Source organism: Halobacteriovorax sp. JY17, assembly GCF_002753895.1.
Taxonomy (GTDB): Bacteria; Bdellovibrionota; Bacteriovoracia; order Bacteriovoracales; family Bacteriovoracaceae; genus Halobacteriovorax.
On sequence record NZ_NJER01000001.1, the window covers coordinates 346761 to 371162 of the forward strand.

18 protein-coding genes are annotated in these 24402 nt (G+C 36.9%); 12 read left to right on the forward strand and 6 right to left on the reverse strand.

The features are described 5' to 3' along the window. Nucleotides 1-46: 46 nt before the first annotated feature. Complete coding sequence (locus CES88_RS01625) at nucleotides 47-2179, reverse strand: hypothetical protein (RefSeq protein WP_290730004.1); 2133 nt, start codon at nucleotides 2177-2179, stop codon at nucleotides 47-49. A 220-nt stretch (nucleotides 2180-2399) separates the two neighbouring features. Between CES88_RS01625 and CES88_RS01630 the strand changes: the two genes are divergently transcribed. Both CES88_RS01630 and CES88_RS01635 read left to right on the forward strand, forming a co-directional pair. After that, entirely contained in the window at nucleotides 2400-2807 is a 408-nt protein-coding gene (locus tag CES88_RS01630; protein ID WP_290730006.1) for an acyl-CoA thioesterase, read from the forward strand. A 108-nt stretch (nucleotides 2808-2915) separates the two neighbouring features. Continuing rightward, nucleotides 2916-3191: a hypothetical protein gene (locus CES88_RS01635; RefSeq protein WP_290730009.1), complete on the forward strand. Its 276-nt coding sequence runs from the start codon at nucleotides 2916-2918 to the stop codon at nucleotides 3189-3191. An 8-nt stretch (nucleotides 3192-3199) separates the two neighbouring features. Here CES88_RS01635 and CES88_RS01640 read toward each other — a convergent pair whose 3' ends face one another. Continuing rightward, nucleotides 3200-4027: a hypothetical protein gene (locus CES88_RS01640; RefSeq protein ID WP_290730011.1), complete on the reverse strand. Its 828-nt coding sequence runs from the start codon at nucleotides 4025-4027 to the stop codon at nucleotides 3200-3202. Continuing rightward, entirely contained in the window at nucleotides 3993-7586 is a 3594-nt protein-coding gene (locus CES88_RS01645) for a hypothetical protein (protein ID WP_290730013.1), read from the reverse strand. Before CES88_RS01645 ends, CES88_RS01640 begins: the two co-directional genes overlap by 35 nt. A 230-nt stretch (nucleotides 7587-7816) precedes the next feature. Between CES88_RS01645 and CES88_RS01650 the strand changes: the two genes are divergently transcribed. The 8 genes from CES88_RS01650 (at nucleotide 7817) to CES88_RS01685 (ending at nucleotide 17110) form a co-directional block, all read left to right on the forward strand. After that, nucleotides 7817-8482 (forward strand): class I SAM-dependent methyltransferase, encoded by a 666-nt coding sequence (locus tag CES88_RS01650; protein WP_290730015.1) that lies wholly within the window; start codon nucleotides 7817-7819, stop codon nucleotides 8480-8482. 2 nt (nucleotides 8483-8484) lie between these two features. Beyond that, nucleotides 8485-9327 (forward strand): mechanosensitive ion channel domain-containing protein, encoded by an 843-nt coding sequence (locus CES88_RS01655; protein ID WP_290730017.1) that lies wholly within the window; start codon nucleotides 8485-8487, stop codon nucleotides 9325-9327. Continuing rightward, a complete protein-coding gene (locus CES88_RS01660; protein WP_290730019.1) occupies nucleotides 9328-12447 on the forward strand; it encodes an efflux RND transporter permease subunit in 3120 nt (1039 codons plus the stop codon). Beyond that, entirely contained in the window at nucleotides 12444-13607 is a 1164-nt protein-coding gene (locus tag CES88_RS01665) for a hypothetical protein (RefSeq protein ID WP_290730021.1), read from the forward strand. The genes CES88_RS01660 and CES88_RS01665 overlap by 4 nt, the downstream gene beginning before the upstream one ends. A gap of 112 nt (nucleotides 13608-13719) precedes the next feature. Next, complete coding sequence (locus CES88_RS01670; protein ID WP_290730023.1) at nucleotides 13720-15135, forward strand: FAD-dependent oxidoreductase; 1416 nt, start codon at nucleotides 13720-13722, stop codon at nucleotides 15133-15135. 9 nt (nucleotides 15136-15144) lie between these two features. After that, a complete protein-coding gene (locus CES88_RS01675; protein ID WP_290730025.1) occupies nucleotides 15145-15891 on the forward strand; it encodes an SDR family NAD(P)-dependent oxidoreductase in 747 nt (248 codons plus the stop codon). Then, nucleotides 15891-16313, forward strand: a complete 423-nt coding sequence (locus tag CES88_RS01680; protein ID WP_290730027.1) for a 3-hydroxyacyl-ACP dehydratase FabZ family protein — start codon at nucleotides 15891-15893, stop codon at nucleotides 16311-16313. Before CES88_RS01675 ends, CES88_RS01680 begins: the two co-directional genes overlap by 1 nt. Nucleotides 16314-16315: 2 nt before the next feature. Next, nucleotides 16316-17110 (forward strand): SDR family oxidoreductase, encoded by a 795-nt coding sequence (locus tag CES88_RS01685; protein ID WP_290730029.1) that lies wholly within the window; start codon nucleotides 16316-16318, stop codon nucleotides 17108-17110. Nucleotides 17111-17143: 33 nt separating this feature from the next. Here CES88_RS01685 and CES88_RS01690 read toward each other — a convergent pair whose 3' ends face one another. Further along, nucleotides 17144-17875 (reverse strand): glutathione peroxidase, encoded by a 732-nt coding sequence (locus CES88_RS01690; RefSeq protein ID WP_290730031.1) that lies wholly within the window; start codon nucleotides 17873-17875, stop codon nucleotides 17144-17146. A 317-nt stretch (nucleotides 17876-18192) separates the two neighbouring features. Between CES88_RS01690 and CES88_RS01695 the strand changes: the two genes are divergently transcribed. Beyond that, on the forward strand, nucleotides 18193-20310 hold the full coding sequence (locus tag CES88_RS01695; RefSeq protein ID WP_290730032.1) for a hypothetical protein: 2118 nt from the start codon (nucleotides 18193-18195) through the stop codon (nucleotides 20308-20310). A 64-nt stretch (nucleotides 20311-20374) separates the two neighbouring features. Then, nucleotides 20375-21805 carry a hypothetical protein gene (locus CES88_RS01700; RefSeq protein ID WP_290730034.1) on the forward strand — a complete coding sequence of 477 codons (1431 nt, stop codon included), beginning with the start codon at nucleotides 20375-20377 and terminating at the stop codon, nucleotides 21803-21805. Here the strand turns inward: CES88_RS01700 and CES88_RS01705 are convergent. After that, nucleotides 21795-22772, reverse strand: coding sequence for an NAD-dependent epimerase/dehydratase family protein (locus CES88_RS01705; protein ID WP_290730036.1), 978 nt, complete (start codon nucleotides 22770-22772; stop codon nucleotides 21795-21797). The genes CES88_RS01700 and CES88_RS01705 overlap by 11 nt on opposite strands. After that, nucleotides 22769-24400 carry a fatty acid CoA ligase family protein gene (locus CES88_RS01710; protein WP_290730037.1) on the reverse strand — a complete coding sequence of 544 codons (1632 nt, stop codon included), beginning with the start codon at nucleotides 24398-24400 and terminating at the stop codon, nucleotides 22769-22771. The genes CES88_RS01705 and CES88_RS01710 overlap by 4 nt, the downstream gene beginning before the upstream one ends. Nucleotides 24401-24402 lie beyond the last annotated feature (2 nt).

Genomic DNA, 24402 nt, shown 5'->3' on the forward strand with positions numbered 1-24402 from the left:
GACTTTTTACGCATGGCGCACTTTGTAGAAATTACATCGTAACAATTTATTTATTCACTTTTTGGTACTCTTCAAGTCTCTTATCTTTGCTAACTGCTGAATATCTTTTAGAAATCATCTGAAAGATTGATCCATTCTTTGAGCCAACATCTGAAGCGACACCTCTAAAGTTTAGAACACCATTCTTATTTGCACCCTTCTTTCCAAATAGACTTGAGAAAGGGTTTTCAGCTTTTTCTTTCTTAGCAACTCTTCTAGCGCCTGAGCTAAAGCTTAGTCCGGAACCACCAGAGTATTTAACTTTCTTTGAGCTTCCTACATATGGTTTATTGGCACCTTGACCACCAGTTCTGGCCGAACCATTGGCCGGAGCTGAAGCACCACCACCGGCGGCTCCGCCTCCGCCACCACCGGCACCTAGACCGTTAGCCCCTGTTGAAGAAACTGAAGCAGCTCCAAGTGGAGAGTCCGCTAATCCACTGCCTTTATCAACAGCATCAATAGTGGCACCAATTCCACCTATAGTATTTGTTCTATTTGTATTATCTCCAGCGGCTTCCGTATTCCTCGTGGTCTCATCGATTGGAAGAGTTGAGTCAGAAGTTGCAAATTGTAATCCGCTAACACTGATACCATCATTATGGTAACCAACACCTCTTTCATACTTGGCATTCACACAATTTTCAGAACCAGGATTAATCTGACATTCTGTTGCTAAAATATCTTGTGAGTCATAGGCGAGGGATTCTGGATCGTGATCATTAACTAATTTAATGGCGTCGCCAACTCGTCCAGCCTGCTTATCTAAAATCTCTGCAGTCCCAAGCATTGTGGCGATATTTACACCAGCATCAATTAGGGCCTGTTGAATAATTTCTCGCGCGTCCCCATTTTGAATGAGAGCGTGGCTCGCAGTTTGTCCAACATTTATTACATAGGTAGAACATGCTCCATCTATATTACTTTTAATCTCTTCTGCTATTCCTGGGTCATTAAAGGGGCCAATTTTATCATTCACAGCATTTTTATAAAGTGCAGATAAGTTTGTACTAAAATCTTGTAGATTGTTGGCACTTTCTATTTTGTTTTGGCACTCTTCTCCTATTTGTTCTATAGAAGGTATCTTTTGCATTGAATGCCATAGAGCTCCAACAGCAGCTGTTTCTGTTGCAGCTCTTGTTCTTGCCATCTCTGCTTTTTGTTGAATATCTTGCTTCTGCGCTTTTAAGCCTGCAGCTGCATCTGTTTGAGCATTCTTGGCCATCTCTGTTTGGATGTCCATGGACTTATCCATATATTGAAATTGTTGAACAGTCTCTACCGCTTTTCTTCCAATGAAAACTGCATCGTAATAAGTTGCAGCTTCAGCACACGCTTTATAATCTTGAGTTTCGTAGCCAAGACTTTCACATTTTAATTTTCCATCGTAAGTTTTTGAACTTTGACTTCTATTGTTTTCAGATAGATCCATTCCCCTTACTGCTTTACCATTAGAAATAACAGCATAAAGGGCCGAGCATTTTGCAACATTTTCAATTATAGTATGATACGTCTTCTTATAACTTCCAATAATTGTGTTTAAGTTTTTTAAAAGTTTAGAAACTTCTTTTTCGGAGATATATTTATTTATTTTTGCCAACTCTTGAAATTTCCCAGGTAGCGTTGCTGAACAACTTAATCCAAAATTATTGTCATTACATCTAGTTTCTACGGAATTTTGTTGATCGACAAAAAATTGTCTACTGTCTCGTGCGCCTCTTGGCATAATAAAATATCCTGCTCCCATTGAGTTAGTTTGATCAGGATCTTGTATTAATACATATGAATCGCTTTTAATCTTATAGGTATCTAGATCTATAAAGTCAGAAATTTTCTTATCTTCTAAGAAAGTGGCAAGGCTAGGTGAAACCTGTGTGATGTTTTTATTAAACTCAATGGTGGCTTCTTTAATTTCTCTTTTAGCGTATTCACTATAGTCTGGCTTGCTCGTTTTCCAGCCTTCTCCAGCTCTCTCTTGGCATGAAGAAATTTCTGGACCATACAACTCATTCTTAATAGTTTTCGGAGCACTCTCAACATTTGGAGGGATGTCCAGAATATCTGCATAGGTTTGACTAAAGAGACTCGTAAATACAAAGAGTACAAGAGTAGGAAAGTGTTTTTGAGTTTGTTTTTTCATAAGTTTTAACCAGTTAAGTTGATACCTAGGTTTATTATACGAAACTTGTCGGTTATTTCTTAGATTATCTTGAATAGAAGGGTTAAATAATAAGCTATGTGATGGACAAATAGCTGAAATAATTTACTTTGAGCGACTTTTAAAAGATGATGGAAAGTATATAAAGACAATAGCGAATGGCAATTATAGTTGCCATTATTGAAAAATGAGGACTAAACGTATGACTTCTTTTGAGTACCCTGTAACGATCTTAGAAAAGCATCTCGATACCTTTGGACATGTGAATAATGCGATCTATCTCTCTCTATATGAAGAGGCTAGGTGGGACTTTATCACTAAAGGTGGTTTTGGATTAAATGAAATCCAAGAAAAGAAAATAGGCCCAGTAGTCTTGGAGCTAAATATTAAATTTACTTCTGAACTAAAAAATAGAGAAGACATCATTATCAAGTCAAAGAATCTTGGAATGAAAAACTCTCTGGTAATGGATATGGAACAATCCATGATTAAAGCTGATGGAACAGTTGCTTCCACAATGATTATTTCTTTTGGCCTCTTTGATTTAAAGAAAAGAAAGTTAATACCGCCAACAAGTGAGTGGAAGAGAGCAATTGGAGAAGAAAGTTAAGAAAGTAAAAATTCTCAATTAAATTCAGCTAGAAAAGTAAATTTAGTTAACCATAACTTCACTTGAGCAAAGGCGTATTTAACCGTTAAATAGCTTAAGGGGAAAATTATGGTGGACTCAAATAGCAATCTCTCTCTTGAAGAAGAGCAGATTTATTCTAAGTGGAATGAACAGGCACAGCTCTTCCTTGCTGCTGAAATAGAAAGAGAGGAGAGAGCACTTATAGAATTAAATATAAGTAGAAAGTTCAAGTTTGGCGCAAGCTTCTTCTATGTTGTTATTATGATTTTTTGTTTACTACAAATTGCTTTTGGAGCGCTACTCCTACTTTGTCAGTTACCGCAAATGCATTGGCTTAGAGGTATTTTTTCAGCATATCTTTAAGAAGATTTTTAAAGAGTAAGGATTTTTATTTTTTCTTTGTCATTAAAAATTTCAACTTCTTTTGAATTCTCTTTTAAACAAGTTTGAATTCCATTCTTTTTTAAGAATTTACTATAGCAGAGGTTAATGGCCCTTGCTGCAGCCGTCGCCGTGGCCCTACTTGTTCCCTTGAAAAAATCACTATCTCCACCACCACTAAAAAAATACTTCATCTGAGTAGAATTAATAAGTGTGTAATCAGGCCTTGCCGGTAGATCTTTATTTGCTTTAGAAAAGTTTCCGACAGTAAAGACGTTGGGATTCTTATATTGATTTTGTGGCCAAAGAAGAGTCTTATAGCCAATTCCTCTACCAATTGTTGCTCCTGCTACAAAGAGAGGTGTTTTAATCTCTATAGACGCAAGCTCTTTAGTTCTTCTCATTCCCGCAGCGATGATGTAGAGGTGATAATTTTCTTGGTTAGTGAAGGCCTTCTTCCACGAGTCTATTTGTTGATGAGCATTTCGATCAAAAATAATGAGAGGGAAAACTTCAACTTCCTCTTTAACTTTTAAAGTACTTAGAAATTGTTTAAGAACCCAATTCCCGTGAAGTCTTCTATCTGTTTCTTTTAAGTCATTACATTTAAAGTTATTACTTCTTGTTAAGTCTACAGAGGGATGAATTTTAATATTCTTTGGAAAACTTAAACTCTCACTACAGAAACCTGTATCTAAAATCGCAATTTTTAAAGGAGCACTATGAGTGAGGGGTGAGAGAAAGAGGAGGGACAGAAGTCCCCCCTGTATTTTTAATTTTAAATTAATCTCTTTCTTCGGCCATGGCAAAAGGTGCATGAAGACCTTTATTAGCTGAAACTTTCTTATAGAGATTCTTGTCATACTTCTTAAGATCCTTGTAACTCTTATCAACATCTTTTAGTGCTGCTGAAATAAAGAGTGCTCCAAACATTCTATTTTGTATTGCAAACTTAACACGATCTTCAATTGGATCATAGAACTTAAGAGCATTTCTCATAGTATAGTAGAAATCGTGAGCAAAGAGAAATAGTGAAACATTTTTATCTCTAGTTTTTCCGTCAACTAATTTTCCAAGTCTATTATGAAAGAGAGAATCATCTTCCTTTAATAAATTTGCAATCTCTTTTTCTCGTCCAAGCCCACTTCCACTTAAGTCGTAGTGCTTGTTAATTCTCATTGTCTCATCAATTCCTCTAATCATTCCCATTTGAAGAAGTTGCTTATCCGCTGTACTTGAAGCAAAGAATGAATTCTTAGAAACAGATGATTCAATCTTCTTAAGAATTTGGTCATTAGATAGTTTCATTAATTCAGCAAGTGCTAAATACTTCTTATAAGATTTAATATCAGAAGAAAGAACTGGAACAGCAGTCTTTAGTCCTGAAGCTCTCATTGGGTTTGCAAAGATTACTTTCGTACTTGTACTAACTCCTGAAACATTGAAGTCGAAGTCTTCTGCATCTTTGAAAGTAGAGATGGACTTAATTCCATTGAAACCATTTTGAAGTTCGTCAATTAAGACAACGGATGTGCTTGAAGATTTCTTAAGCATTCCATCTATATCTTTAACGGCACCTTTTTCTAAGAGAAGAAGAGTTTTCCCGTTAACACCTTTTGAAAGAGGACTGTTGTTAAGAGTTCTTAGAGAAGTATCAAGAACACTTGCACCCTGTAATCCACCCATTGTTGCAAGTAAGTCTACTAGATCTCTAGCTGATTGATCAGAGTTTGCTACAACTACTGGCTTTCCTGATTTTTCAACATAAGGAGCCTTCGCCATTGTCACGAGATTTCTATCTAGCACACCAAGAGTCACTCCATTCTTTGTTACTTTTGCTTTAAAAGTAATTGGAGAGTAGATATCTGCTTCATTTGAAACATTTACCACAGAGTCCTTTAATGCAACTGAAGTATTAAGTGCCGATACCGAGTTAAATTCTTTCGTAATAATTTTTGATTTTGCATCTGTACCAACTTCAATTTTAATTTCACCAGTGTAATTTCTCTTAGAGTTATTTAAGAGATTAACGCTCATTGTATTACTCTTTCCAATGATTAGTGTTCCATTAGTTGATAGGCCTGTAAGAGCAAGAGGATAGGCAACTCTATGAGACTTAGTATCTCCTGAGTTTACTTTCCCTTGAGCGATATTGGCGTAGTGTCTTCCTTGGATTGCCGCCTCTGCAGTCACAGGAGAGTAAACGCTAAGAATTTTAGTATCTGCCGAAGCTAGTCCACCTGAAACCTTTGACTTTGAAGCTCCCTTCACAGTTGTTGTTGATTTTGCTGGAATAGAAGCAATCGTTGATTTCTCCCCATTTTCCATAATAACAACAACGTTCTTAGCTTCTTTGTCTCCAAAGTTTTGAATAACAAGGTTGTGAAAAGTCGTCTCACCTGGTTGGAAGACACCATCTTTCGCTGCTACTCCATTTATACCACCATCAACAATTGAAGATGAGATATACTTTAAAACAGAATTCTCTGCGTAGACTTTTGATACCGCTGCATGTCTCTTAGCTCTAAAGATTTCTGTTTGAGCTGCGATATTTGTGTTGAATGTATTTGCTTCAACTCTTCTGAATTCAGCACTTCTAATACTTTCGTACTGTGACTGATATACAGAAGATTCAACATTTCTATAAGTTGTTTGATACTCATTAGAAGATGTATTTGGCCTTAAGCTAAACTCTGTTCTGTAGTGGTTATAAGCACTATCGTAGTGAACTCCGTAGTCTCTATTGTAAGCATCTGATTCACCTTGGTCGTATCCGGCTTGTCTGTCATTTGGGTAGGATCTTCCATAAGAGTCATCATAGTTATTTTGGTAGCTTGCAGTATATGAATCATTATAGATTCTTGGAACAACAGTTTCGTAAGTTGATCTAAGTCTATTTCTATATCTATTCTTATATCCATCTTTGAAAGCAAGCTCAACGATCTTTCTAGCGAAACCACCTTCAGGGTTGAAGTTTCTCCCCCTGTGATCTACTGGAAAGCTTGGAATCACTCTGGAGAATGATCCTGCAAATGAGCCTTGAACACTCTTTGTCTCTAGTGATCTGCTTTCAAATTTCTTAATGGCCTCTTGTTCACCATTCTTTGTTCCAATTTGGTTACCTGTTTGAATTGCTCTTTGTATTCCCGCTTGTGAGCCTTGGTCTGCTCCTACACTTGCTGCATCAGATGAGTTTGCTCTATTTGTTCCGTCAACTGTTGCAACTCTCTTGGCGGCATCAATATTTCCAGCGTAAGTACCTTCTCTTGTTCCGGCCTCTGTTCCCGCTTGAAGAGCTCTCGCTGCTCCGTCGTGCTGTCCTTCTTGATAACCAATATCTCTTTGGCGTTCTCTACCGTCTCTTGTTCCATCGATTAGGCCATCACTTTCACCGTCTCTAGAACCGTAGTGAGTTCCAAGACGATTTGAAAGAAATCTTCCATCTGATTCACCGTCTAGGGAACCTTCATTTCCACCTTTTGAATTTGCATCTAAGACTCTTGCAATTATTCTCTCTCTAAACTTTTGACGATCTAGTTGAGCGATATCAAGAGCTGCCGCTAAGTTCTTTGTTTCTCTTTTTAGTGTATTTAACTGATTACTTGCAACGTTTAACTGATTCGTTGACGCTGCCAATTCTTTCTTACTTTCAACAACTTTCTTATTCTTGTTAGTTATCTGTGTATCGAGAGCATTGATTTCTTTTTTAAGGCCAGCTATTTTATTTTCAGTTGCAGTTAAGTTCTTTTGAATATTTGCGACTTTCTCTGTGAGATTACCTGCTTGTTTTTTTAGTTGAGCAATTTGTGACTCATAGACTGCAATATCTTGCTTTAATTCTTCAATCTTCTTCGTACAGGCCGGAGCTGGTGTTGCCACACAGGCTGCTTCTTGTTTTTCTAGCTTCTGTTTCTTATTTGAAAGAGTTCCATTGGCCTGAGTTAGCTCTAGTTCTTTCTTTGCAAGCTTGTCTTTAGCATTAGTGAGGTTTGATTGAATACTTTGAATTTGATTCTTATTCTTTTTTAACTCATCTTCACTTTTAGATTTCTCAGTGATGGCCTTGGAAATATCTGTTGTTAGTTTAGATATTTCTTGCGCTAGTCCTTGTTTCTTCTTTTGAAGATTATTAACTTGCGTTTGTTGTCTATTGAGCTTTGCTTGCGATTGCTCGAAGGCAGCCTTTGTCACTTCAACTTTTCTAATTCTATCTTGTAAGTCTGGATCATCATTAATTTTAAAGCTTGGGTTTCCAATATAACCTCTGGCCCAGTTTGGATCATCCGCTAGGATGGTAGGAGAAATCGAAAATAAAAGGGCAAGTGTTAGTGAAGTGGTGGCCTTAGTGTTGCTTCTTAGCTTCATTAATAATTTCATTACAAGCATTCTCCTCAAAATTTTAGGTGTCACTATGGCCTTGTAAAGACTATTTAGTTGCAAGCAGACACCAGTTAGTTCCATTCTGTCCCTAAAAAGATGTCCATTTCTTCTTTTGATGGGTGATGGTTAAATAGATAGCAATGACTATGCCATCTTTTTCTTTGCAATTAAATTCATTGTTGCGCACAGTGTAGAAACAACATGATTTCTTCTGCTATAATTTCTAAATGCAAATTTATGAAGAAAAGTTTAGAAATGAATTATCAGATAGTTATGTCTTTACACCCCATCTCTCACTACTTGAGCTACTGGAGATCTATAAGTCTCTACCAAATAAAGATATTCCTAACACTTCTTTGGAATTAGGCTGTGGTGGAGGCCTTCATCTAAATAGAAATACTTGTTTTCGGGAAGTTGAGGGGCTAGAAGTAAGTAAGACCGCTGCCGATTTTCTCACTCATAAGTATCAAATAAAAGTCTATCACTGTGATTTCCTAGATTTTGAACCGTTAAAAAAATGGGATTTACTCTTTGATGCTCATCTCCTTCATTGTCTCATTGGAGTTAACGCTTTTAAAGAATACTTTAAGAAAGTTTTTGATCTGCTAAACCCCCACGGCCACTTAGTATTAGAGGTTATGTGCGAAGGGAGAGGAATGAGTTTCGATGCAAATCAAAATTATGACATCCAATCTAAGGTTCTCTTTGAGGGCGATATTCCCATTCGGACGATTCTTTCGTCTAGAGAAATAGAGCAAATAATTTGCGAATCTGGCCTTAAAATAGTTTACTTACGTGTAGATGAAAATATAAAATTTATACCTAACTCACATCGAAGTGAAAGTCGTCCAAGTGATCCAGATAGAATGAGGATTATTTGTCTAAAGGAATAGAAATGACGTGGTTAAAGACAACTTTTAAGTATATCTCTATGCCCTTATTTGAAATAAGCGGTAATAAAATCTCCCTTATCTCCATTCTCCTAGCAGTTGGTGTTTTCTTCTTAACGACTACTCTTGCAAAGATGTCTGAGAAATTTATGGATAGGTTCTTAGCAGATAAGGGCCTAGACACAGGAGTTAGAGGCTCTATCGTTAGAATCACAAGATATATCGTTTTATTTGTGGGGTTAATGATCACTCTAGATACTGTGGGTATTTCTCTCTCTTCATTGGCCGCTCTAGGTGCTGTTCTTATGGTGGGGATAGGTTTTGGTCTTCAAAATATTACACAGAATTTTATTTCAGGCCTTATTATATTATTTGAAAGGCCGGTGAAAGTGGGGGACTTTGTCTCTGTAAAAGACATCTCAGGTAGGGTTGTGGAAATAGGTGCTAGGTCTACCCTCATTCATACTCGTGATGATGTGGCGATCATAGTTCCAAATAGTCAGTTTATCTCTGAGCAAGTTATTAATCAGAGTTTTACTGGTGAAACGATGAGAATGACTGTCGATGTAGGTGTTGCCTACGGTAGTGATACAGCTAATGTAAAGAAAGTGCTTTTAGAAGTTGCCGGAGAAACAGCAGGCATATTAATTGATCCGCCACCTAAAGTGTTTTTTGAAAATTTTGGAGACTCTGCTCTTCAATTTAGTTTGGCCGTATGGATAAATGATATTTGGGATAATAGAGAAACTCTCTCCAATGTAAGACTAGCAATAGATAAGAGATTTAGAGAAGAGAAGATTAGTATTCCTTTTCCGCAAAGAGATATTCACATTATAAAAGAAGCTTAAATGAAATCAGTCATAACTTACTTTACAAAGAATCACCTTGTTTCAAATATTCTCTTCGTTGGAGTTTTTATGATGGCAATCTTTGCTTGGCAAAAGATTGGTAAAGAGGAGATGCCTGAGTTTGAAAGTAATTGGATTAGAATTTCTGCTTCTTATCCAGGAGCCGCCGCAGAGGATGTAGAGCTCTTTGTGACTAAGCCCATTGAGGATGAATTAAAAGAGGTCTCTGGGATTGAGGAAATTACAACAACTTCATCGACGGGCTCTTCTTCATTTCGAATTGTAATTGATGAAGACGCTGCAAATTATAGTGAAGTGATTCAAGATATTAAAGATGCAGCACTTAGAGCAAATCTTCCAAGAGAAGTAAAAACTCCAAACTTTAGACAATTTAAATCTACTGAAAAAGCTATTTTAGATGTGGGTTTTTATCTTGAAGGAGCGAGAGCGCTAGACTACGAGTCTAGAAAGAAACTACAAAGTATGGTTTTAAACTTTGAAAACCAAATTAAAACTCTTGGCGATGTAAGCGGTATTGATAAGAAAGGTTATGATGAACCCGAACTACACATTCTCATTGATCCTGCGAAAATTGATCGCTATGACCTCTCTATCGACCGCTTGGTATCAACTATTCAAAACAATCATATAAGAGTTCCTCTAGGGACTCTGGAAGATAAAGAACAATCAAAAGTCACAGCAATTCATGAACTAGAAGATAAGGAGAGCTTGGATGCTCTCTATATTCTTGGAAATTACGGTGGAAAGGGAATTAAGCTTGGAGAGGTTGCCGACGTTGAAGCTCAGTTTGCAAAATCTACAACAATTAGAAAATTACAAGGGCACGAGGGAATTGTTATCAATGTTAAGAAGAAATTCTCTACAGATATTTTAACTGCCCAGAAGAATGTCGTAAAATTTGTAGATGAGTTTAGAAAGACTCATTCTAAGAGTGGGCTTCGTGTTATTTTAATGGATGATGAGTCTTATGATGTTAAGAATAGGCTCTCTATTGTTGCTTCAAATGGATTAATTGGTTTCGCCCTTATCTTTATTGTCCTCTTTGTCTTCTTAGATTTTAAATCTGGACTTTGGGTAGGGATGGGAATTCCTTTTACTCTCGCCTTTACAATAATAAGTATGACTATAGTTGGTTATACAATTAATAATATGACTCTTGCTGCAGTTATTATTGTTATGGGAATTGTAGTTGATGATGCCATTGTGGTGGCCGAAAATATTTCGAGAAAGAGATATCTGGGAGAGTCTCCAATGGAGGCCGCAGTCGGTGGAACCCGTGAAATTCTCTCACCAGTTTTTGGAAGTATTTTAACAACTTGCGTGGCATTTGTTCCACTGCTCTTTTTTGAAGGATTTTTTGGGAAATTTGTTGAATATATTCCCTTTGTTGTGATCTCTATGCTTGTGGCCTCTTTAATTGAGTCTACAACGATACTTCCTTCTCACTTATTAGAGAGAAAAGGCTTCTTTTCGAAATTTAAAATCAAGGGATTTAATTCTGCTTGGTTCTTTAAGTATGAAGAGAAGTTCGCAGTTTTACTTGAGAAGCTTTTAAAGCTCAGGCTCTTAGTCATTCTTGTTGCTGTAGTCCTGGCCTCAGTTTCTGGATACCTATTTAAGTCAAAAATGAAATTTGTAATGTTCCCAAGAGAAGAGGGGAAGGAAATTAATATTAAGGCCTTTGGTCCTAAAGGGGCGAACCGCTTTGAAATGGCCAAGCTTATCGAGCCCTTAGAGGATATGATCCTATTAGATAAGAAAAATGGTGTTGTCGCGGTTCAATCAAATATTGGAGAAAGTCGAAGAGGATCTGGAGTTCTTGAGAATCAGGCCAGTATTAATGTTGAGGTTGTCAGTAAGGACGACCGAGAAATGGGACTGAACGACTTTATTGCAAAATGGGATAAGAATGCCAGAGAGATCAAAGGACTTCAAAAAGTTGATTTCTTGAAGTCTCGTTGGGGGAGAAGTAGTGGTTCCTCTTTAGAAATTCAAGTTCAAGAAAATAACGATAAGAAAAGAGATGCTATTACAAAATTGATTGCAAAGTATATGAATGAAGATACTTCGCTTAAAGATATTGAGATTGAAAAGCCTCTTGTTAGAAGGGAGTATAACTTTAAAATTAATCAAGAGAAGCTTGTTCAATTTAACTTATCTCCTAGTCATATCACAACTTCTCTTAGGTCCTTCGTTGAAGGAGCGATTCTCTATACAATTAGTAAAGGAGATGAGGATGTAGAAGTAAGACTTACTGTTGATGCTAAGAATAAATTTGATCTCGTTAACCTTAGAAAATTAAAGATTGAAAATAACTCTGGTGGCTTTATTACTCTAGATAAAGTTGTCTCTATCGAAGAGTTCATGAAGCCGGCAAATATTCAGAGAAAAGATTATAAGAGAACTGCTATCGTCTATGGAAATATTAAGGACGGGGTGAGAATTACTCCTGTTGAAGTTGCTGAGAGGTATGAAGCTGAAATCTTTCCAAAGATTATTAAAGAATATCCAAGCTCTGTGATTACATTTATTGGGGAAGTTGAAGACACTAGAGAGTCAGGAGGGGATTTCATTATTTCACTTATTATGGTGATTGGTGTTATCTATATTATTTTAGTAATTATGTTTAACTCTCTAGGGGCACCTCTTCTTATTATGGCCATTGTTCCCTTTGGTCTCGCAGGAGTTATCTACGCGCTCCTTGCCCACGGAATGTATGTTTATGGATTCTTTGCGGCAGTGGGGGCCCTTGGAATGATTGGTGTTGTTGTTAATGATGCTATTATCCTCATCTCAAAATTAGAAGATGATATCTCCTATGAAGATGAAAATTTTATTTCAAGAATTGCTATTGTCTCTTCAACAAGACTTAGACCAATTGTTGTAACGACTCTTACTACTGTGGCGGGGGTCCTTCCTACCGCCTACGGTATTGCTGGTTATGATTCAATGCTGGCCGAGATGATGCTCTCTCTTGGATGGGGTCTTCTTTTGGCGACAGTTGTTACATTATTTTTAATTCCTTGTATGTACTCATACTTCTTTAGTATGAGGTCTTATATTTTAAAGAAAACAAATATCCATTTGGAGCATGAATGAAATTTTTTAAGGTACTCTTACTCTCTCTTCTTTCTTTAAATATTTTCGGGGTTGAAGTTGAATTGGTTGCAAGAGCGAATAGCTACGGTTCATATAACTTACCTGATACTAGTTATATTTCTAATTCGACAATTAAAAATAATGGTAAGAATTCGATTGCCTTTAGCTTTGTTACGATTGTTGAAGAGGAAGTTCATATGGGACTTTGGCTTAGAAATGATCACTATCCAAAAGGTGAGACTCTTCATATTGCGGCTGTTGGAAATTATGTGAGTGACCCTTCTATTAATGAAAAAGGGGATATGGTTTTTTCTGTCTATAATGAACTTGAGCTAGTTGGACTCTACTTCTATGATTTTAAAGATAATAAGTTAGAGAAAATTCTTGACTCTAACGGTGGTGAGTATGTCTCTCTTCGCGATCCTCTACTGAATAATTCTGGAACAATTCTCTTTGGGCTTACTTTTAAATCTGGAGAAAAAACAGTAGCTACACTTAGAAATGGAAAAATGAGTACTATTGCTAGCAATAAGGAAGAAGACATCGCCTACTTATTTGGAGCGGCCTTCTATAATGGTAATCAAATTGCTTTAAAAGTGAGAGAGGGAAGTAGCCTAGCTGACTCTCAACCTGACACGATCAGAATCTATAAGAGTAGTGGACGCTTTTCGAGAATTAATTCTGATGTAGACTTTGATAGTAATTCTATCTTCTCAGAATTTAATAACTCTCTTGGAACTCACTTCTCTTCTAAGTATGTGGCCTTCGTAGCGAAGCTAACAAATGGTAAGAGAGTTTTAGTAAGACAGCTTGGGGATAAAGTCGAAATTATTGCAACAGAAGGTGAGGGAGGGATTTCAACTCTTGAGTACTTCGCTCCTTCCATTAATGAAGATGGCAATATTGCTTTTCGAGCAATGAATGCTCAGCAAAAGAGAGCAATCTTCTTCTTTGATGGTTTTGTTGTAAGAGAAGTTCTAACAGAGGGAAATCTTGTTTTTAGTGATCAGTCTACTGCTGTTATTCACGCTTCAAATGGTCCTGCATTTGGGGGAAGTATTACTATTAATAAGAGTAATGAAATCGTTCTTCAGGCAAGAATATTTACGAAGTACTTAGAGACGGCCCTTGGAACTGCCGTTTTGAAAATTACCCCTTAAAAATGTAAGGGAGCAGAGTGTTAAAAGACCATAAAACTCTTTGTGGTCATGGTTTTTATGTACTAATTTTGGTAGTGTTGTGGCCTTGTAATAGTAATGGATAGGGTCACAAATGTTACTTAAAAAGAAAGATCAAATCACTAAAGATTATGACGTTATTGTTGTGGGCTCAGGCCTTGCAGGAATGACTGCGGCTAATAAGCTTGCGCGAAATGGAAGAAGTGTTCTTCTACTAGAGTCTCACAATAAACTAGGCGGATTCGCCACATGGTTTAAGCGTCAAACGGGAGATCATATCTTTGATGTCTCCCTCCATGGTTTCCCAGTTGGCATGATTAAAACTTGTAGAAAGTATTGGTCTAAAGAAATTGCAGAGAGAATTGTTCAAGTTAAGAGCGTTAAATTTTCTAATCCACAATTTAATATTGAAACAGACTTCACGAAAGAGCACTACATTGAAGTTCTAACAGAGAAGTTTCATCTAGAAAGAGAAAAAGTTATTGGATTCTTTGATCACTTAGCGGCAATGAACTTCTACGATGATAGTGGTATGAATAATGGAGAGCTTTTTGAAAATTTCTTTCCAGGAAGAAATGATGTTCACCGCTTTTTAATGGAGCCAATTGTCTATGCCAATGGATCGACTCTTGAAGATCCTGCCATTACTTACGGGATTGTCTTCTCTAATTTTATGAGTAAGGGAGTTTACATATTTCAAGGCGGAACAGATAAGCTTATCTCGATGATGAAAGATGAACTGATTGCAAATGGAGTGGATATTAAACTTCATTCTAAGGTTGATGAAATCATTGTTGAAAATAGAAAAGTCGAAGGAGTTAAATTAGGTGGACAAGTCGTTAGGGCGAAATCGGTTCTATCTAATTCGAATCTTCTAAGCACAGTTTTTAAACTCGCAGGAGCGGAAAACTTCGATGAAGACTTCATTGAGAAAGCAAAGAAGGTGAGACTCAATACTTCTAGCTGCCAAGTCTTTATGGGAATAAGAAAAGGTGAGAGTATCCCAGATATTGGAGAACTTGTTTTTTATTCAGATGATGATACTTTTAATACAAATCTCATTCTCTCTCCAAAAGTTGGTAGTCAGACCTTCTCTGTTTACTATCCTGAAATGAGAGAAGAGAGAGACGGGCGATATGCTGTTGTCTCTTCTAGCAACGCTCGCTATGAGGACTGGGTTGATCTCTCAAAAGAAGAATACTTAGAGAAGAAGAATTTTACAATCGAGAGAGCTCTACTGACTTTAGAGAAGATCATTCCTGGAGTCAGAGAGAAAATTGACTATATTGATTGCTCAACACCTCTTACTGTTGAGAAGTATACTCATCATAATAAAGGTGCGAGCTTTGGAACAAAATTTGAGGGGCTTCCAGTAAGTATGGAAATGCATAAGCAGATTGCAGGGCTATTTCACTCTGGCTCTGTTGGTATTATAATGTCGGGGTGGCTTGGGGCCGCCAATTATGGGGTTATTCAGTCCCATGAAGTTGAAACATATCTTTCTAAATAGGTGACTAAAATGATGAATTTTAATTTTGAAAATAAAGTTGTAATTGTAACAGGTGGAACAAGAGGGATTGGTAAAGGAGTTACTACTACTTTCCTTGAACACGGTGCCAGTGTTATTGCTACTTATACATCTAATGATCAGGCTGCTAATGAGTTTAAAGAATCTCTAGGAGAGATGGCCAAGAGAATTGATCTTAGAAAGTTTGATGTCTCTAAAGAAGATCAAGTTCAAGAATTCTATCACTATATTGATTCAGAGTATGAAAGGGTTGATATTCTCGTAAATAATTCTGGAATTAGAAAAGACAATGTTCTCGCTCTTATGCCATCGGAAGACTGGGATAGCGTCATGGATGTAAATCTTAAGGGAACATTTCTAATGACCAAGGCTGCAGTTCCTTTGATGATGAAAAACCGTTTTGGTAGAATTATAAATATGAGCTCTGTTGGAGGATCTCTCGGTTTATCTGGTCAGGCAAACTACGCAGCTTCAAAGGCGGGCCAGGTAGCTCTTTCTAAATCACTCTCTAAAGAAGTGGGAAAGAAAGGAATTACGATTAATAATATCTGCCCTGGATTTATTGAGACAGAATTAATTGCTGATCTTCCTGCCGATCAAGTGAAAGAGTACAAGAAACAAGTTCCTCTTAAGAGATTTGGAAAAGTTGAAGAAGTTGCAAATGCTGTACTCTTTCTAAGTAGTGAATATGCTGGTTATATCACTGGAACTTCTCTTGAAATTACAGGTGGCCTCTAATGTTAAAATTTTCAAATGAAGTCTTAGAGTTATTGCCACAGAAACCCCCATTTCTCTTTGTTGATAAAGTTATGGAAAGGGGAGAAGGAACTATAAAAACTTCTTTAACTCTAACGGGAGAGGAAGATTTCTTTAAAGGTCACTTTCCTGGAAATCCCATTATGCCGGGAGTTTTATTACAAGAAGCCTCCTTTCAGTCGGGAGCACTTCTCATGGCAACAATGTCTGGTAAAGGTCTCGGGGTTGTAACTAAAGTTTCAAACGCTAAGTTTAAGAACTTTGTGAAACCAGGTGATGAATTAATAATGGAAGTAACTCTTATTGATCAAGTGTCAAATGCCTATTACATGAAAGGTCGCTCAAGTGTTAATGGCAAAGTTGTAATGGCCATTGAGTTTAGCTGCGCTTTAATAGAGGAATAGTGATGAATTTTGGTTTTAAAGATAAGACATATGTTATTTCTGGAGTGGCCAATAAGAAGAGTGTTGCCTACTTTAGTGCTAAGATTCTTAGTGATGAGGGAGCGAAGCTCATTTTAACTGTACAGTCAGAAGAGCATAAAGAAAAAGTGAAGAAACTCTTTCCTGAGTCTCAAATCCTTATTCTTGATGTTGAAAACGCTGCGGCTATTTTAGAGTTTGGAAAGAAAATTGAAGAGCTAGGTGTGAAAATTCATGGCTTCTTACACTCTATTGCTTTTGCAAATTATTCTGAGGGGATTAAACCTTTCCATGAAACAAAACTTGAGGACTATCTTCAGGCCACAAATATTTCTTCTTTTTCACTTGTGAGTCTATCTAATGCTCTAAAGACTTCTTTTGATAATAACGCTTCTATTGTAACAATTTCTATTTCTGATACGAGAGCGACTAGCTACGGCTATATGGGGCCGATTAAGGCAACTCTTGATGCAACAGTGGCCTATCTTGCAAAATCATTAAGTTTAGATTCTAGAGTTCGCTGTAACGCTGTTTGCGCTGGGCCTTTGAAGACTTCAGCATCTGCGGGAATCCCTGGTTATATCAACAATTATCTCTTTGCTGAAAAGCTCACTCTTAGAAGAGAGAATTTAAAAACACTTGAGGTGGCCAATACGATAGCATTTCTCTTAAGTGAGCTCTCTAGTGGTATTAATGCGACAGGGATTAAGGTCGATGCAGGAATGAGCTGTAATCACTTTGATAATGATGTGGTGAGTATCGTAGCCAATAACTTATAAAAGCTCGCCCTCTTTTAGAGGGCGAGAGAATTCTTATTTAAAATATTTTTCTAAATCATCACTTCCACCAATTCTCTTTCCATCGATGAAAATTTGAGGAACTGTTCCCGCTCCTGTTAGTGCTGCAAGAGAAACACTCGTAGCATCTCTTCCAAGAACAACTTCTTCAAAATCTAGCTCTTTACTAGCAAGCAGCTCTTTTGCTTTCTTACAAAAAGGACAACCTGGCTTTGAGATTACTGTGATTGCCTTTGGAAGTTCAGCATTTTTATTAATATAATTGAGCATTGTATCTGCATCACTTACTTCAAAGGGATCTCCTGGCTTTTCTGGTTCAATGAACATCTTCTCAATGACACCATTATTTACTAGCATTGAGTATCTCCATGACCTCTTACCAAATCCTAAATCAGTCTTATCTACTAAAAGACCCATCTTTTCTGTAAATTCTCCGTTACCATCGGCGAGTAGAGTCACTTTGTCAGCTTCTTGGCTTTCGCCCCAAGACTTCATCACAAAGGCATCATTTACTGAAAGGCAAATAATTTCGTCAACGCCTTCTTTTGCAAATGTCTTTGCAAGTTGATTATATCTTGGAAGGTGAGTAGACGAGCAAGTTGGGGTAAAGGCCCCTGGTAGAGAAAAGAGGACAACTTTTCTATTGCTGAATAATTTTTCTGAATCTACATTCACTAATCCATTTTCATTTATGATTTTGAGTGCTGTATTTGGAACTTTTTGTCCCTCTCTGTTTTCAAAACTCATTTTACGCCTCCTATAGTTTGCGTTTGTTTCTATTAATAGATTACAAGAATTGGCAGTATAGTTAAAATCAATTATATCTAACTCGCGATAGCAGTGGTCTATCAGGCAACCTATTGATTTTACTATTTTAATAATAACAGAGAAGACGCTAAATAGGTTAAAATGTGGGAATTTTCAATTATAAGAATCATATTGTTTAAGTCAACAATTGAGGTGTCCGAATAGTCTATGTTAGAATTCCAAAATTGCTGATTATTATACTGCACGTTTAATCACTAATCATCAGTCTCCACGAATTCTTTAGTAAGGTAGTTGAGATGAAATTAGTGCAGTACATTCTTATCAGTGTCATTTTATATCTTTCGACTAAGGTCTTAGCGGCAGAGAAGTTTGATCACTTTGAAATTGTCGACGAACAAAAACTTCATTCTCTCTACGGTGATGTCTCAGTGGGACTAAAGAGTGCTAATTATGAACTTGCCAACGATAATGCTCTCTATCGCAGTATTCTAAATGAATTGGGTACAACTTATGACAGCATTGGACAGAGGCAGGCCGCCAATGTTCTACATAATCAAAATACAACAGTCTTTGGAGGTCTCAATAATATTGGGATTAAGTATACCAAAGACTTCTTAGATTTCTCTATTATAGCTGGTCGTACTGTTGCTCCCGATCTCTTTAGCGATGATAAGTGGATTGTCTCAGATGAATTTACCATTGATATTAATGCTTCGAAGTTACTCTCAAATCTTAAAGATCAAGGAGTAGTTGATTTCTCTGAAAAGCAGTATGGCGCTTTTGCAGGAGTAAGTTTTAGAAGAACTTTTAGATCCGTACACTTTGCGAATAGCTATATGGAAGGTTTAACTCTTCACTTTGATAAGTTATTTTTGGCCTTTACTAAATTTATGAATAAAGATTACCTCAATCTAGGAGAGTATGAGTTCTTACAAAAAGAAGACTCTCTATCCTTGAAGGCGGGGGCGATTGCCGGAGCACCTATCTATGGGCCAATCTTTGGGAGCGCTGGCGTACTTGCTAGTTATGAAAGCTTATCGAGAGTTGATATTCAATCAGTGCATGAACAAGAGAAGTCTAGTGAGAATGAAAAACTAAGAATCACAATGGAGAAAGTAAAATCTGCAAGTGTTGGAGTTTCGGCAAGCATTAGTGTTGAGTTTTTAAAACTCCTACAGATGACTCTCTTAAAGTACGATTTCAATTATAAATTAGAGGATGCTCAAAAGACATACCTCACTTTCTATGATCAGGATTTTGAAAAATTAAAGAAAGACTCATACTACTCTCAACAAGTTGAGAGGATTCTAAAAGGGCAGAAGTCAGATCTCTATGCTCTTAGAAATAATGTGGTCTCTCTTGAACAAAGAAAAACTGAACAGAAAGAATCAAAGTATAGTTTACTCTTTTGGGGTGGGCAAAAAGAAGCGAGTACACAGCAAATTGAAATTGTAAAAGATGGAGTCGTTCATAGATTCTTTAAGCACTACTATGAAAAGATTAAGTATAAGCAAAATATTTTTTCAAGGCTTGTTGCTGTTCTTGTTAAATCTCTTTTAAAACTAGATTCAATTATTAATAAAGATAGTAGTGATTCGAAGAAGGTTATCGTCGAGTATTCGGCTGACGAGAACCTAATTGATGCTAAGAAAGATATTAACATGAAAGAAGAGGAAACTGTCTCCATTGGTTTTTCTCATTATTTCTTTACAGCAAATACTCGTGGAGTCACGAAGAGGGGACATAAGAAAACTGCCCTTGAAACCTTGAACAATTACTCTGGTGTCGACCCTCTTGCTATTAAACTCTTTGAGAGAGATCAACTTATTGGTCCAGTAAAAATTAACGGTGAATATAAAATAAATAGAGATGGTCTCTATCACTTACTCGGTTTTAGCCAGGCCGAGATGAAGTCTCGTTATGAAGCAATGTGTGGTGGAAAGAGTAAAGGTATATTTAAATGGTTTAGAAACCTATTTAATAATTGCCTCCATAAAATGAATTCATCTTCTAAGAAGTTTTATGCAGAATGGGCCTATAATGACTTTAGTGCAGGAATATATACATACTGTGATAGTAGAACCAAGAAATATAGTTGGTTTAAAAGAAGCCGCAAGAGACGTAAGTGTATGGAGGAATATTCAAAAAGGAATGTTCCTCAAAATATTGCAGAAGTACCACTTTGGAGATTAAAAGATATAATTCAGACTATTTATCTAGAACATAAGAATAAGACTCAAATCCTTTCTTTCTTCGGTTACGACAATGTTTTCTACTATGGAAATTTTCAGGCCCATACTTCTGAGGGACAGTCATTTATTAGCTACTTCAACGAAGGACGCTTTGATGGCCTAGGAGTAGTTGATAACTTTCGTAGAGAAAACAATCTAAGAAGCCCTGCATCTTTAGATTAAATTGAAGTTTCTACTCTAATATTCGTATTATATTTCCCGAAAAGAGTTCTTTATAGGGAAGTTAATGGCGCTGAGTTCAAAAATCATTTTAATTAGTAAGAAGTCTACCTTTTCAGACCTTGTCACTTTTGGTCTTCAGAGTAACTTTAACTTTGAAGTTGAGCTATTATCCTCTAAAGAGGAGTTCATTGACTCAATTGAGTCTAAGAATCAATACTCACTGATTGTATGTGATGGATCAATTCCTATAGGAGAGAGCGAGGATATATTTACTTCATTTTGTGATAAGAGGTTAAATATTCCATACTTCGTTGTAGGAAGTTACGAATATATCAATACTTTTAAGGGGCGTGGGCCAGAAGTCTTTCACCGAGATAATTGTTTAAAAGAAATTGATATTTCACTGAAGAAATACTTCATGGAGAATCCTCTCGTCACTCATGCTAATTACTGTCCAATAGATTTCTCAATTCTTGTTTCGTTTGAAGGTCTTAAATGTGATGTTTATATAAAACTTAGCAGTGGAAGGCATCTGAAGATTTACCGCGAAAGTGATAATATTGAAGATGCAGATGTTTCAAAGTACGAAAGAAAGGGAGTTACAAAACTCTTTTTAAAAAAGAAGACAGCTCATTGGATTTTAAAGCAAATGAATTTGAATTTTAAGAAAGTCTTGGAGGCCCTTGAAAAAGGTGAAAAGGTTGAGCTTGAAAAAATAGAGGAAGCCGAAGTTGAAGAAGAGAAAGAAAATGCCCCTAAAGAGCAAAGCTTTGCTGAACTTCTTGCCGAAATAAAGAATGAGAAAGAGGCTAAGAAGGAAAAGAAAATTCAAGAAAGTGTAGATGGAGCTTTCAAATTAAGCGATGATTTTAAAAAAGATATAGATAAAAAAATAAGTAAAGCCGTTAAGGTCATGTCAAATTCTAGTAATTTAAAGAAGCTCTTTAATAAACTAAGCGTTGATCGTAATCCAGATCAATATATAAAAATTCATATTAATCTTCTCTGTAAAATTACTTGCGCCATTGCTGATGTGATGGAGTGGAATCATGAATCAACATTAGAGAAACTGATTTATGTGAGTTACATGCATGATATAACAATGGTCGATATGCCTCATGTGGCAAGAATTGAAAATCTAGAGGCCTTCGAAGAAATTAAAGAGACGCTATCTGAAAATGAACAAAAAATGTACCTCAATCATCCTCAGATTATTGCTGACATGGTTTTAGATACAGATGATTATCCTGTGGATGCTGAGAAAATAATACTTCAACATCATGAGCTTCCTGATCAAAAAGGCTTTCCTTTAAAAATTCAAACGACTAGATTTATACCTCTCGCTGCACTTTTTATTATTGCTCATGATTTGGTAGATTATATAATTGATAATCCTGAATGGACTCTAGAAGACTATCTTCCAATCTGCAAAGAAAAGTTTAAAGGGCCAGGGTTTACCAAAATTATCCGAAAGTTGCCTGAACTTAAGGCCTAATCTTCTCTATGGCCTCTTCAATTGAAATGCTTGGAGAGTAGTTAAAGTCCGCCTGGGCCTTCTTATGAGAGAAGTAGTGACTCTTTCCTAGTTGGAGTGCTACAAATCTCGTCATCGGTGGATGAATATTCCAAACCCTAAAAAGTTTTAAAAAGAATTCAATGATGGCCCCAATTCGATAGGCCGTATTTGTAGGGATTTTCTTCGTAATAGGAGACTGGCCATTGATTTGGAGAATTTGATTTATGAAATCCCAAAGTTTTACAGGTCTCTCTTGAGCAATGAAGTAAGAGGAGCCTGCAACTTTTGAGTTAACTGTTAATTTCTCAAAGGCCTGAATATGTGCTTTGGCAGCATTTTCGACGTAGATAATATCCACTAGATTTTCGCCGTCACCAACTATTTTAAGTTTATTCTTCTTGGAGGCCTCAATTAGACGCGGGATTATATTCTTATCTCTTGGTCCAAAAATTAAGTGAGGTCTTAGAGAGCAGGTTAGAAAGCTCTCAGAGTTTTGATCTAGAACATATTTTTCCGCGAGCATTTTAGATTTTGCATAAAGGCTAAGATATTTTTTAGGATAGTTTAAAGTTTCATCTTGGCCAAGGAGATCACCTTCTCCAAAAACAACACTTGGCGTAGAAGTGTAAATAAGTTTCTTAATACCTTTCTTCTTGCAGGCCTCAACTAAGTTCTTCGTTCCAATGGTATTTGTCTGGTAGAAGTCATCCCACTTCCCCCACATCGCCACTTTTCCTGCAACATGAAAGACCGCATCTATATCTTCTAGTGCATTTTCAATACTTTTAGGATTATTTAAATTACCTATTCGTGTGGTAATTTCTAATTGATCTAGGTCTCTATGGTGACTTCTAGAGAAGTTATAGACTCTATGACCAAGCTCTTTTAAGTCTCTGGCAATATAGAAGCCTAGAAAACCTCCAGCTCCTGTCACTAAGATATTCACTCTAGTTTTCCTTCTTCTGCTAAGTCTCTAAGTTTTAGTCGATCGATTTTTATATTATGACGGACATCAACGGGGAATTCATTATGAAACCAAACCGTCTTTATATTCTTTGTGTGTTCGTGAAGACTCGCCATTTGTAGTAGATCATCTTTCATTTCTTTTGTTTTCTTGGCCGGGTTTTTAAGTTGAACAACAAGTTCCGGAGTTTGGAAAGCTTGTCCTTTGTAAACTCCAACAAGAGCTGATTTTTCAACTTCACTATGTTCATTGAAAATTGCTTCGCAGGGAATAGTACTCATTAAAGCGTCTTGTGTTTGAACTCTATGAGTCTTTCTTCCACAAAACCATAAGTAGCCTTCATTATCAATATAGCCTAGGTCTCCAATTCTATGCCAGAACTCATCTCCGTCATAAATCTTTGCTTCAGCTGTTTTTATGGGCATTTCAAAGTAGCGCTTAGTTACTGTTTCTCCTTTGACTATGATTTCTCCAATTTCGCCACAAGGAAGAGTTGTCATCTCACTTGTTGTTTGGATCACATCATCAGTGATGGAGATAATTTTTATTTCCATAGAGGGAGCAGGTTTACCGACACAGGTCCCTAATCCTCTAGATGACTTATCAACAGTATTTTCTAAGAGATACTTTCCTGAAATATTTGCGACAGGTAGAGATTCTGTCGCTCCATAAGGAGTGTAAGTCGTTCCATTGGGGAGAACCTTAGAGAAATCTTGATGAATTTTCTTACTAACAGGAGCCCCAAACATGACGAGATACTTCACACTAGGTAGTTGGATATTTCGTTGTACACAGTAGACGGCTACTTTATCCCAAATCGCAGGGGAGCCGGCCACAAAAGTCGCTTCATTATCAAGGATTCCCTGAACGAGTTTTTCAGGAGAGGCCTGACCTGGTTTAGATGGGTCCATATCTGGAATACAGCTCGTCATTCCCATGGCGATCGTAAAGAGAGCGAAGAGAGGGAAGCCTGGTACATCAGTATCTTTTGAACTCAGAGAGAATATCTCCTGCAGTAGCTCTGTTTGTTTTGAGAAAATTCTATGAGTATATTCTACTCCTTTAGGAACTCCTGTTCCGCCGGAAGTGAAGAGTATGGCCGCCAAGTCATTTTCATCAATTGTTGTATGGACTTCACTTGGAGGAAGTTTCTTAAGACTTTTTAACGACTTCATTGACCCCCATGTAAGAGATCCTGTTGTGATAAAGTGTTCGACAGTTTTAAATGCATCTCTTTTAAAGAGTCTTAGAAAATGAACGATTGGAACGGCAATAAGCGCTTTAGGTCTGACCTGTTTTATTGCTCTTAGTAAATTCTCTTTTCCCATTCCTGGGTCAATGAACACGGGGACAATTCCAAGCGAGAAGAGGGCGAAGGTCACAGCGGGAAAGTCTAGCCCGGGTCTTATAAAAACAACGGCCTTGTCTCCACTCTTTAATCCCTTTGCTGTAAGTCCATTTGCAATAGATCTCGTTGTATCTAGGAGTTCTTTGAAAGTTCTACTCTCGTAGTTATAATTCCCATAAGAATTTCTGCCAAGAGGAACTTTTATCGCAATCTTTGAGGGATGTTCCTGTGCTCTCTTTATTAATAGATCTGCAATATTCATAC

Excerpts from the sequence above, each read along its gene's own strand:
- CES88_RS01695 (WP_290730032.1), top strand. The coding sequence starts at position 18,193 with ATGAAATTAGTGCAGTACATTCTTATCAGTGTCATTTTATATCTTTCG.
- CES88_RS01660 (WP_290730019.1), top strand. The coding sequence starts at position 9,328 with ATGAAATCAGTCATAACTTACTTTACAAAGAATCACCTTGTTTCAAAT.
- CES88_RS01680 (WP_290730027.1), top strand. The coding sequence starts at position 15,891 with ATGTTAAAATTTTCAAATGAAGTCTTAGAGTTATTGCCACAGAAACCC.
- CES88_RS01670 (WP_290730023.1), top strand. The coding sequence starts at position 13,720 with ATGTTACTTAAAAAGAAAGATCAAATCACTAAAGATTATGACGTTATT.
- CES88_RS01640 (WP_290730011.1), bottom strand. The coding sequence starts at position 4,027 with ATGCACCTTTTGCCATGGCCGAAGAAAGAGATTAATTTAAAATTAAAA.
- CES88_RS01655 (WP_290730017.1), top strand. The coding sequence starts at position 8,485 with ATGACGTGGTTAAAGACAACTTTTAAGTATATCTCTATGCCCTTATTT.
- CES88_RS01650 (WP_290730015.1), top strand. The coding sequence starts at position 7,817 with ATGCAAATTTATGAAGAAAAGTTTAGAAATGAATTATCAGATAGTTAT.
- CES88_RS01685 (WP_290730029.1), top strand. The coding sequence starts at position 16,316 with ATGAATTTTGGTTTTAAAGATAAGACATATGTTATTTCTGGAGTGGCC.
- CES88_RS01635 (WP_290730009.1), top strand. The coding sequence starts at position 2,916 with ATGGTGGACTCAAATAGCAATCTCTCTCTTGAAGAAGAGCAGATTTAT.
- CES88_RS01700 (WP_290730034.1), top strand. The coding sequence starts at position 20,375 with ATGGCGCTGAGTTCAAAAATCATTTTAATTAGTAAGAAGTCTACCTTT.
- CES88_RS01710 (WP_290730037.1), bottom strand. The coding sequence starts at position 24,400 with ATGAATATTGCAGATCTATTAATAAAGAGAGCACAGGAACATCCCTCA.
- CES88_RS01665 (WP_290730021.1), top strand. The coding sequence starts at position 12,444 with ATGAAATTTTTTAAGGTACTCTTACTCTCTCTTCTTTCTTTAAATATT.
- CES88_RS01630 (WP_290730006.1), top strand. The coding sequence starts at position 2,400 with ATGACTTCTTTTGAGTACCCTGTAACGATCTTAGAAAAGCATCTCGAT.
- CES88_RS01625 (WP_290730004.1), bottom strand. The coding sequence starts at position 2,179 with ATGAAAAAACAAACTCAAAAACACTTTCCTACTCTTGTACTCTTTGTA.
- CES88_RS01645 (WP_290730013.1), bottom strand. The coding sequence starts at position 7,586 with ATGAAATTATTAATGAAGCTAAGAAGCAACACTAAGGCCACCACTTCA.
- CES88_RS01675 (WP_290730025.1), top strand. The coding sequence starts at position 15,145 with ATGATGAATTTTAATTTTGAAAATAAAGTTGTAATTGTAACAGGTGGA.
- CES88_RS01690 (WP_290730031.1), bottom strand. The coding sequence starts at position 17,875 with ATGAGTTTTGAAAACAGAGAGGGACAAAAAGTTCCAAATACAGCACTC.